Source organism: Xanthomonas sp. WHRI 10204 (genome assembly GCF_040202875.1).
Lineage (GTDB): Bacteria > Pseudomonadota > Gammaproteobacteria > Xanthomonadales > Xanthomonadaceae > Xanthomonas.
Genome location: NZ_JBEGDW010000001.1, coordinates 2,293,900 through 2,302,767 on the forward strand (window position 1 = coordinate 2,293,900; position 8,868 = coordinate 2,302,767).

At 66.1% G+C, this 8,868-nt stretch carries 11 protein-coding genes; 10 read left to right on the forward strand and 1 reads right to left on the reverse strand.

From position 1 onward, the window contains the following. The first annotated feature begins 2 nt into the window (after positions 1–2). The 10 genes from fliG to fliP all read left to right on the forward strand — a co-directional run bounded on the left by fliG (position 3) and on the right by fliP (position 8,029). Complete coding sequence (fliG, locus tag ABQZ00_RS10020) at positions 3–992, forward strand: flagellar motor switch protein FliG (protein ID WP_055854507.1); 990 nt, start codon at positions 3–5, stop codon at positions 990–992. Then, the gene (locus ABQZ00_RS10025; RefSeq protein WP_055854509.1) at positions 989–1,609 is read left to right on the forward strand and encodes a FliH/SctL family protein; all 621 of its coding nucleotides are present in this window, start codon (positions 989–991) and stop codon (positions 1,607–1,609) included. Before fliG ends, ABQZ00_RS10025 begins: the two co-directional genes overlap by 4 nt. Further along, complete coding sequence (gene fliI / locus ABQZ00_RS10030; RefSeq protein ID WP_005997126.1) at positions 1,606–2,982, forward strand: flagellar protein export ATPase FliI; 1,377 nt, start codon at positions 1,606–1,608, stop codon at positions 2,980–2,982. The genes ABQZ00_RS10025 and fliI overlap by 4 nt, the downstream gene beginning before the upstream one ends. Positions 2,983–2,985: 3 nt before the next feature. Next, complete coding sequence (gene fliJ / locus ABQZ00_RS10035; protein ID WP_115512919.1) at positions 2,986–3,441, forward strand: flagellar export protein FliJ; 456 nt, start codon at positions 2,986–2,988, stop codon at positions 3,439–3,441. Further along, positions 3,438–4,715, forward strand: coding sequence for a flagellar hook-length control protein FliK (locus ABQZ00_RS10040; protein ID WP_323536916.1), 1,278 nt, complete (start codon positions 3,438–3,440; stop codon positions 4,713–4,715). The genes fliJ and ABQZ00_RS10040 overlap by 4 nt, the downstream gene beginning before the upstream one ends. A 165-nt stretch (positions 4,716–4,880) precedes the next feature. Next, positions 4,881–5,432: a flagellar basal body-associated FliL family protein gene (locus ABQZ00_RS10045; RefSeq protein ID WP_193552442.1), complete on the forward strand. Its 552-nt coding sequence runs from the start codon at positions 4,881–4,883 to the stop codon at positions 5,430–5,432. Between the two features lie 9 nt (positions 5,433–5,441). Continuing rightward, complete coding sequence (gene fliM, locus ABQZ00_RS10050) at positions 5,442–6,455, forward strand: flagellar motor switch protein FliM (protein WP_115561971.1); 1,014 nt, start codon at positions 5,442–5,444, stop codon at positions 6,453–6,455. Further along, positions 6,452–6,790: a flagellar motor switch protein FliN gene (gene fliN, locus ABQZ00_RS10055; protein WP_055854516.1), complete on the forward strand. Its 339-nt coding sequence runs from the start codon at positions 6,452–6,454 to the stop codon at positions 6,788–6,790. The genes fliM and fliN overlap by 4 nt, the downstream gene beginning before the upstream one ends. Continuing rightward, entirely contained in the window at positions 6,787–7,194 is a 408-nt protein-coding gene (gene fliO, locus ABQZ00_RS10060; protein WP_323536915.1) for a flagellar biosynthetic protein FliO, read from the forward strand. The genes fliN and fliO overlap by 4 nt, the downstream gene beginning before the upstream one ends. Position 7,195: 1 nt before the next feature. Continuing rightward, the gene (fliP, locus tag ABQZ00_RS10065) at positions 7,196–8,029 is read left to right on the forward strand and encodes a flagellar type III secretion system pore protein FliP (RefSeq protein ID WP_323536914.1); all 834 of its coding nucleotides are present in this window, start codon (positions 7,196–7,198) and stop codon (positions 8,027–8,029) included. A 642-nt stretch (positions 8,030–8,671) separates the two neighbouring features. Here fliP and ABQZ00_RS10070 read toward each other — a convergent pair. Further along, positions 8,672–8,868 (reverse strand): hypothetical protein (locus ABQZ00_RS10070; RefSeq protein WP_323536913.1); only part of this gene is annotated, 197 nt, incomplete at its 5' end.

Sequence of the window (8,868 nt, forward strand, 5' to 3'; positions counted from 1 at the left end):
CGATGACTGGAGTGCAGCGCGCAGCGGTGCTGTTGCTGTCGCTGGGTGAAAGCGATGCCGCCGAAGTGCTCAAGCACATGGACCCCAAGGAAGTGCAGAAGATCGGCATCGCCATGGCCACCATGACCGGCATCTCGCGCGATCAGGTCGAGAAGGTGATGGACGACTTCAACGGCGAACTGGCCGGCAAGACCTCGCTGGGCGTGGGCGCCGACGACTACATCCGTAACGTGCTGATCCAGGCCCTGGGCGCCGACAAGGCCGGCGGCCTGATCGACCGCATCCTGCTGGGCCGCAACACCACCGGCCTGGATACCTTGAAGTGGATGGACCCGCGCGCGGTCGCCGACCTGGTGCGCAACGAACACCCGCAGATCATCGCCATCGTGATGGCGCATCTGGATAGCGATCAGGCCGCAGAGGCGCTGAAGCTGCTGCCCGAGCGCACCCGCGCCGATGTGCTGCTGCGCATCGCCACCCTGGACGGCATCCCGCCCAACGCGCTGAGCGAGCTCAACGACATCATGGAGCGCCAATTTGCCGGCAATCAGAACCTGAAGTCGTCCAACGTGGGCGGCATCAAGGTGGCGGCCAACATCCTCAACTTCCTGGACACCGGCCCGGAGCAAGGCGTGCTGGGCGAGATCGGCAAGATCGACGCCGACCTGGCCAGCAAGATCCAGGACCTGATGTTCGTATTCGACAACCTGGTGGACCTGGACGACCGCGGTTTGCAGACGCTGCTGCGCGAAGTCTCCGGCGAGCGCCTGGGCCTGGCCCTGCGCGGCGCCGACACCAAGGTGCGCGAAAAGATCACCCGCAACATGTCCCAGCGCGCTGCCGAGATCCTGATCGAAGACATGGAAGCGCGTGGCCCGGTGCGCCTGGCCGACGTGGAAGCGGCGCAGAAGGAAATCCTCACCATCGTCCGCCGCCTGGCTGACGAAGGCGCTATCAGCCTCGGCGGCGCCGGTGCGGAGGCCATGGTATGAACGACGTGGTCACCCGCTGGCTGGCCCCCGACCTGCACATGGCCCTGGCCGCGCCGGAACCGGAGTTCGACGAACCGGCCGTGTACGAGCCGGTGCTGCGCCCGCCGACCCTGGAAGAAATCCAGGCCATCGAAGACGCCGCCCAGCAGGAAGGCTTTGCCCGCGGCCATGCCGAAGGCTTTGCCCAGGGCCAGTCCGAAGTGCGCCGTTTGACCGCGCAGATCGACGGCATCCTGGACAACTTCACCCGCCCGCTGGCGCGACTGGAAAACGAAGTGGTCGGCGCGCTCGGCGAGCTGGCCGTGCGCATCGCCGGTCAGCTGGTCGGGCGTGCCTACCAGGTCGAACCGCAACTGCTGGCCGACCTGGTCGGCGAGGCCGTGGATGCGGTCGGCGGCGCCGGCCGCGAGGTCGAAGTGCGCCTGCACCCGGACGACATCACCGCGCTGCTGCCGCACCTGGCGCCCAGCAGCACCACCCGCGTGGCCCCGGACATGAGCCTGAGCCGCGGCGACCTGCGCGTGCACGCCGAAAGCGTGCGCGTGGACGGCACCCTGGAAGCGCGCCTGCGGGCCGCGCTGGAGACAGTCATGCGCAAATCCGGAGCGGGCCTGTGAGCGCCCTGTTCGGCGCCACCCCGGCCGATTGGCTGGATGCACGCAATCTGCGCCTGGCCACCCGGCTGGGCACGCTTGGCCTGGAACCCACCGCCGGCCGCACCCTGATCCGCGAAGGCATCCTGCGCCGCGCCGTCGGCCTGACCCTGGAAGCCACCGGCTGCGAAGCGCCGATGGGCGCCACCTGCAAGGTCGAAGTCGATGGCGGCTGGGTGGATGCCGAAGTGGTCGGCTTTGCCGGCGAACGTACCTATCTGATGCCCAGCGCCGAATTGCACGGCCTGCTGCCCAACGCCCGCGTGGTGCCCTCGCGGCGCCGCGGCGGCGTGGAAGTGGGCGAAGGCCTGCTCGGCCGCGTTATCGACAGCGATGGCACCCCGCTGGACGGCAAGGGCCCGATCCGCGGCGAAGGCAGCGTCAGCATGGCCGGCATGTCGATCAACCCGCTGGCGCGCGAGCCCATCACCACCTCGCTGGATGTGGGCGTGCGCGCCATCAACGCCATGCTGCCGATCGGCCGTGGTCAGCGCGTGGGCCTGTTCGCCGGCTCCGGCGTCGGTAAATCGACGCTGCTGGGCATGATGACCCGCTTCACCTCGGCCGACGTCATCGTGGTCGGCCTGATCGGCGAACGTGGCCGCGAAGTACGCGATTTCGTCGAAACCACCCTGGGCGAAGAAGGCCTGCGCCGCGCCGTGGTCGTGGCCGCCCCGGCCGACCGCCCGCCGCTGGCGCGCCTGCATGGCGCCTACCGCGCCACGGCGATTGCCGAATGGTTCCGCGACCAGGGCTTGAACGTATTGTTGCTGATGGATTCGCTGACCCGCTTCGCCCAGGCGCAGCGCGAGATTGGCCTGTCGGTCGGCGAGCCGCCCACCACCCGCGGCTACCCGCCGTCGGTGTTCGCCAAATTGCCGGCGCTGGTGGAACGTGCCGGCAACGGCGCCAAGGGCCGCGGCTCGATCACCGCGTTCTACACCGTGCTGACCGAAGGCGACGACCCGCAGGACCCGATTGCCGACGCCGCCCGCGCCATTCTGGACGGCCATATCTTGTTGTCGCGTCGGGTTGCCGACAGCGGCCTGTACCCGGCCATCGACCTGGAATCGTCGGTCAGCCGCGTGGTGCAGGACATCGCCGACGAACCCTGGCGCCTGCGTATCCGCAAGCTCAAGCGCCTGCTCTCTGCCTACACCGCCAACCGCGACCTGATCGCCATCGGCGCCTACCAGCGCGGCAGCGACCCGGCCACCGACGAAGCATTGGCGCGCTGGCCGGAGATCGTCGAATTCCTTGGCCAGGACGTCCACAAGGCATCGCTGCTGAGCGATAGCCTGTCCGCGCTGCAGCAGCTGGTGGAACCCGAGAATTAATCCATGATGCAGTCCAAGCGAATCGATCCCCTGCTACGGCGGGCACAGGAACAGGAAGACAAGGTCGCCCGCGATCTGGCCGAGCGCCAGCGCACCCTGGAGACCCATCAGTCGCGCCTGGAAGAACTACGCCGCTACGCCGAGGAATACGCCAACAGCCAGATGGCCGGCACCAGTGCGGTGGCGCTGAGCAACCGCCGCGCCTTTCTGGATCGGCTCGACAGCGCCGTGCTGCAGCAGGCCCAGACCGTGGAAAGCAATATCGCCAAGGTCGAATCCGAGCGCACCCGCCTGCTGCTGGCCAGCCGCGAGAAGCAGGTGCTGGAGCAACTGGCCGCCAGCTACCGCGCCCAGGAAAACAAGGTGATCGAACGTCGCGACCAGCGCGAGATGGACGATCTTGGCGCACGCCGCTCGCGCCTGGCGCGGGCCGAAGATACTCACGGAGAATCCGTATGAACCCCCTGTCCGCGTTTGCCGCCGGCCTTGGCGCGCTTGCCAGCACTGGCAAGAAGTCCAGCTACAGCGATCCGTCGTCCGAACAGGACCCGGCGCAGGACCAGTTTGCGCGCATGCTCAATCCGGCCAATACGCCCAACCACGCCCCGCAGCAGGCGCCCGAGCGCGTGCCGGCCAAACAGCCCGCGGCCAAATCCAGCCAGCCCGACAAGAACCGCGGCGACGACGAGCAAAACGATGACGCGCCCGGCGATGCGACCAAGCGCCCGCGCGCCCAGGACGGCGATACCAAGTCTGCCCAGCCCGCCAAGGAACCGACGGCCAAGGACAGCACTACCGCCACCGCGGCCGGCAAGAGCGCGACCGCCAGCAAGGACAGCAAGGACGCCCCCACCGATGCCGCCGCGCCGACCGAGGCCGGCTGGCCGCCAGCGGGGCTCGGCGGTTTTGGCATGAGCCTGCTGGCCCAGGCGGTACCGGGCGGCGATGTGCTCGCCGCCGCTGCCGCAGCACTGGCCGCCAGTATGGCCAATGCGGCCGGCGCCACACCGACCGCAACCGCACTGCCGACCGACGCCACCGCACCCACAGCGACTGCTGCCGCAACCGCCACGAGCGCCCTGCCCGCCCTGGGTGCGCTCGCGCCGGCTGCCGCCGCAGGCGCCAAGCCCACCTCGACCACGGCAGTGAGCGGCGATGCGCAAGCCGCCGCGCTGATGAGCATGGCGGTCAAGGCGCTGGACCCGGCCGACGACACCGCCGCAACAGACGCGCCGGATGCCCCGGCGTTTGTGTTGCCGACCGCCGCGCCTACGCTTACCCGCCTGCAGGACCCGGCACCGATCTTCGCCGCCTCGCCCACCCCGACCCCGGAGATGGGCAGCGACACCTTCGACGATGCCATCGGCGCCCGCCTGAGTTGGCTGGCCGACCAAAAGATCGGCCACGCGCACATCAAGGTCACCCCGAACGAGATGGGCCCGGTCGAGGTACGTCTGCATCTGGACGGCGACAAGGTCAACGCCAGCTTCACCGCCACCAACGCCGACACCCGTCAGGCCTTGGAACAGAGCCTGCCGCGGCTGCGCGAAATGCTCGGCCAGAACGGTTTCCAGCTGGGCCAGGCCGATGTCAGCCAGCAACAGCAGAGCCAGACCGGCAACCGCAACGGCGGTGGGCGCGATGGCAACGGCCTCACCCTGGACGACAGCCCGCCCGTCGGAATTCCGTCGGTGGTGTTACGCCAGCGTGGATTGCTGGACGCCTACGCCTGAACCACCGCGCCGGATTCACCCGGCGCGCTGCACAAACGCGCGTCGCACCGACGCTGCGACCATCCCAACCCCCACGCGGCGCAAGGCTCGTGGGGGTTTTTGTGCACGCGCGCCTGCAGCGCCAGGAAACCGTCGCTGTTTTGGCATGTCAATTGCATCCCTTGGATGAGCATTCTCCTGGAGCAGAACGTGGCAGCGGCCAAGAAACCTGAAAAGACCGAAAAGACCGAAGAGAAAGACGAGAAGAAGAAAGGCGGCAAAAAGCCTCTTCTGCTGATCGCCATCGGCGTGGTCGTGCTGGCAGCGGCCGGCGGCGGCGCGTGGTTCTTTCTGGGCCACAAGGGCGATGAAAAAGGCGGCAAGCACGCTGCGCCCAAGGTCGCCGAAGTGCCCAAGCCGGCGCAGTATTTTCCGATGGACCCGGCGATCGTGGTCAACCTGGCCGACCCCGGCGACGGCCCGCAGTACCTGCAGGTCGAAGTGCAGCTGGTTACCCGCGACCCGGAAGAACTCAAGCTCATCACCGAAAACGCGCCGGCCATCCGCGCACACCTGTTGATGCTGCTGTCGCAGACCAAGGCCACGGATGTGGCCGATCTGCCCGGCAAGCAGAAGCTGCAGAAGGCCGCGCTGACCGAAGCGCAAAAAGTCATGACCAGCGAAACCGGCAAGAAGTGCGTCGAAGAATTGCTGTTCACCAGTTTCGTTACCCAGTAAGGCCTGCCCATGAGCGTCAGTGATCTGCTTTCCCAGGACGAGATCGATGCCCTGCTGCATGGCGTGGATTCCGGTGCGGTCAATACCGAGCCGGAGCCGTTGCCCGGCGAAGCGCGGCAATACGACCTGTCCAGCCAGGACCGCATCATCCGTGGGCGCATGCCGACCCTGGAGATGGTCAACGAGCGCTTTGCGCGGCTGTGGCGCATCGGTCTGTTCAACCTGATCCGGCGCTCGGCCGACCTGTCGGTGCGCGGCATCGACCTGGTCAAGTTCAACGAGTACATGCACTCGCTGTACGTGCCGACCAACCTCAACCTGATCCGCTTCAAACCACTACGCGGCACCGGACTGATCGTGTTCGAACCCACGCTGGTGTTCACCGTGGTGGATAACTTCTTCGGTGGCGATGGCCGCTTCCACACCCGCATCGAAGGCCGCGAATTCACCGCCACCGAGATGCGCGTGATCCAGCTGATGCTCAAGCAGACCTTTGCCGATCTGAAGGAAGCCTGGGCGCCGGTGATGGAGGTGGACTTCGAGTACATCAACTCCGAGATCAACCCGCACTTCGCCAACATCGTCACCCCGCGCGAGTACGTGGTGGTGTGCCGCTTCCATGTGGAGCTGGAAGGCGGCGGTGGCGAGATCCACATCACCCTGCCGTATTCGATGCTGGAACCGATCCGCGAGCTGCTCGATGCCGGCATCCAGAGCGACCGCAACGACCGCGACGACTCCTGGAACGTGATGCTGCGCGAGCAGCTCAACACCGCCGAGGTGACGCTGTCGAGCGTGCTGGCCAGCAAGCGCATGAGCCTGCGCCAGCTCACCGGCTTGAAGGTTGGCGACATTCTGCCGATCGATCTGCCCGCACAGGTACCGCTGTGCGTGGAAGAAATCCCCATGTTCACCGGCGAATTCGGGGTCTCCAACGGCAACAACGCCGTGAAGATCACCGCCGTCCGCCCGCCCGGCGTGCAAGCCCCGCGTGCCGTTCCATCCCAGGACTCCAGCAAATGATGAACTCCGACATCCTCGACGCCGCGCCCGCCACCTTCGACAACCTGCAGGCCGAGCACGACCACAACGCTACCGACCTCAATCTGGACGTCATCCTGGACGTGCCGGTGACGCTGTCGCTGGAAGTGGGCCGCGCCCGCATCCCGATCCGCAACCTGCTGCAGCTCAATCAGGGCTCGGTGGTGGAACTGGAACGCGGCGCCGGCGAACCGCTGGACGTGTACGTCAACGGCACCCTGATCGCGCATGGCGAAGTGGTGGTGATCAACGACCGCTTCGGCATCCGCCTGACCGACGTGGTCAGCCCCAGCGAACGGATCCGGAGGCTGCGGTGATCGGCCTGCTGGCTGCCGCCGCGCCCGTCGCGGCCAAGGCCACCCAGGTCGGCGCGCACGCGCCATCCTCGCCCAGCCTGTTTGGCGCGGTCTTTGCATTGCTGTTGGTGCTCGCGCTGATCGTCGGCCTGGGCTGGTTGCTCAAGCGCATGCCCGGCAGCGGTTTCCGCAACAGCGAGGGCCTGCGCGTGGTGACCAGCCTGGCGGTGGGTGCCAAGGAACGCGTGGTGGTGGTGGAGGTGAACGGCCAGCAGCTGCTGCTGGGTGTCACCGCCGGCGGCATCAGCACCTTGCACACCTTGCCCGAACCGCTGCCGCCCACGCCTGCACCCACGATGCCCAATTTCAAGCAACTCCCCAATTTCGCCCAGCTGCTCGCTCAGAAGCTGCGCAAGGATCCGTGACATGTTCAGTTGTTGGAATCGCTGGGGGCGCAGCCTCCGCCTGATCTTGATCCTGCTGGTGATGAGCTGCCCGCTGCTGGCCGCCGCCACACCGGCCGCGTTGCCGTCGATGGCGCAGGCTGCCGCACCGGCGGCGGTGCCGCCCGGCTCCAACCAGTTGCCGACCCTGCCAAACGTGAGCGTCGGACGCATCGGCGACCAGCCGGTGAGCCTGCCGCTGCAGACCTTGCTGCTGATGACGGCGATCACCCTGCTGCCGTCGATGCTGCTGGTGCTCACCGCCTTTACCCGCATCACCATCGTGCTGGGCCTGCTGCGCCAGGCACTGGGTACCGGCCAGACTCCGTCCAATCAGGTGCTGCTGGGCCTGGCGATGTTTCTGACCGCCCTGGTGATGATGCCGGTGTGGCAAAAGATGTGGGGCGCCGGCCTGCAGCCGTACCTCAACAACCAGATCGATTTTTCCACAGCCTGGACGCTGACCACCCAGCCGCTGCGCGCCTTCATGCTGGCGCAGATCCGCGAAACCGATCTGATGACCTTCGCGGGCATGGCCGGCGACGGCAAGTACGCCGGCCCGGACGCGGTGCCGTTCCCGGTGCTGGTGGCGTCGTTTGTGACCAGCGAGCTGAAGACGGCATTCGAGATCGGGTTCTTGATCTTCATCCCGTTCGTGATCATCGATCTGGTGGTGGCGAGCGTGCTGATGTCGATGGGCATGATGATGCTGTCGCCGATGTTGATCTCTGCGCCGTTCAAGATTCTGTTGTTCGTGCTGGTGGATGGGTGGGTGTTGGTGGTGGGGACGCTGGCTGCAAGCTTTAATGCGTCGTAGGTGTGGGCGCGCGTTGCGCGCGCGACAGCACTCCCCCCCAGCTGACTTTTGTTAAAGCGCCGTCACAGCACAGCTGTATTACTCAAGCATCTGCGCTGCCTTCTGCCTTCCGCCTTTGTGCTTTGTCTTTGTATTTCGCTCTGGCTTCCAGCTTCTCCGGGGCCCCATACCGCAGCGGCAGGCCATCCGGGTCAAACCCCGCAGGGGCGGCGCGCATGGATGCGCGACGTTTTTCAAAGGGACATGGACGTCCCTTTGAAAAATTCCCGGATGGCCTGCGGACCTGGAGCGCGTAGCGCGGAAGGCGCGAGGACGGGGTGTGCTTTCTTTTGGTTACTTTTCTTTGCACAAGCAAAGAAAAGTGACTCGCGCCCGTAGGGCGTGAAAGCATTTGACCTACTGTTTCGATATCAAAGCAAGCGCACAAGCACAAGCAATTGCAGAGCTTTCGGCCCCCTTCGGGGGTCGAGTTACTTTCTTTGCTTGTGCAAAGAAAGTAACCAAAGAAACACACCCCCGTCCTCGCGCCCCTCCGCGCCAAGGCGCTCCGGGTAAGCAAGCCGGGTAGAAATTTTTGTAAGGGACATCCATGTCCCTTACAAAAACGTCGCGCATCCATGCGCGCCGCCCTGCGGGTTGTATCTACCCGGCTTGCCGCTGCGGTATGGGGGATGGGAAGCCAACGGCAACAGGCAAAGGCAAAGCTAAACGCCAAAGCCAACACCCAAAGCCAACACCCAAAGCCAACGCCCAAAGCGACAGCGACAGCGACAGCGACAGCGACAGCGACAGCGACAGCGACAGCGACAGCGACAGCGACAGCGACAGCGACAGCGACA

Bases quoted from the DNA above. Each gene is read 5' to 3' on its own strand.
- fliM (WP_115561971.1), top strand. From the start codon at position 5,442: ATGAGCGTCAGTGATCTGCTTTCCCAGGACGAGATCGATGCCCTGCTG.
- ABQZ00_RS10025 (WP_055854509.1), top strand. From the start codon at position 989: ATGAACGACGTGGTCACCCGCTGGCTGGCCCCCGACCTGCACATGGCC.
- fliJ (WP_115512919.1), top strand. From the start codon at position 2,986: ATGATGCAGTCCAAGCGAATCGATCCCCTGCTACGGCGGGCACAGGAA.
- fliG (WP_055854507.1), top strand. From the start codon at position 3: ATGACTGGAGTGCAGCGCGCAGCGGTGCTGTTGCTGTCGCTGGGTGAA.
- ABQZ00_RS10040 (WP_323536916.1), top strand. From the start codon at position 3,438: ATGAACCCCCTGTCCGCGTTTGCCGCCGGCCTTGGCGCGCTTGCCAGC.
- ABQZ00_RS10045 (WP_193552442.1), top strand. From the start codon at position 4,881: ATGAGCATTCTCCTGGAGCAGAACGTGGCAGCGGCCAAGAAACCTGAA.
- fliP (WP_323536914.1), top strand. From the start codon at position 7,196: ATGTTCAGTTGTTGGAATCGCTGGGGGCGCAGCCTCCGCCTGATCTTG.
- fliN (WP_055854516.1), top strand. From the start codon at position 6,452: ATGATGAACTCCGACATCCTCGACGCCGCGCCCGCCACCTTCGACAAC.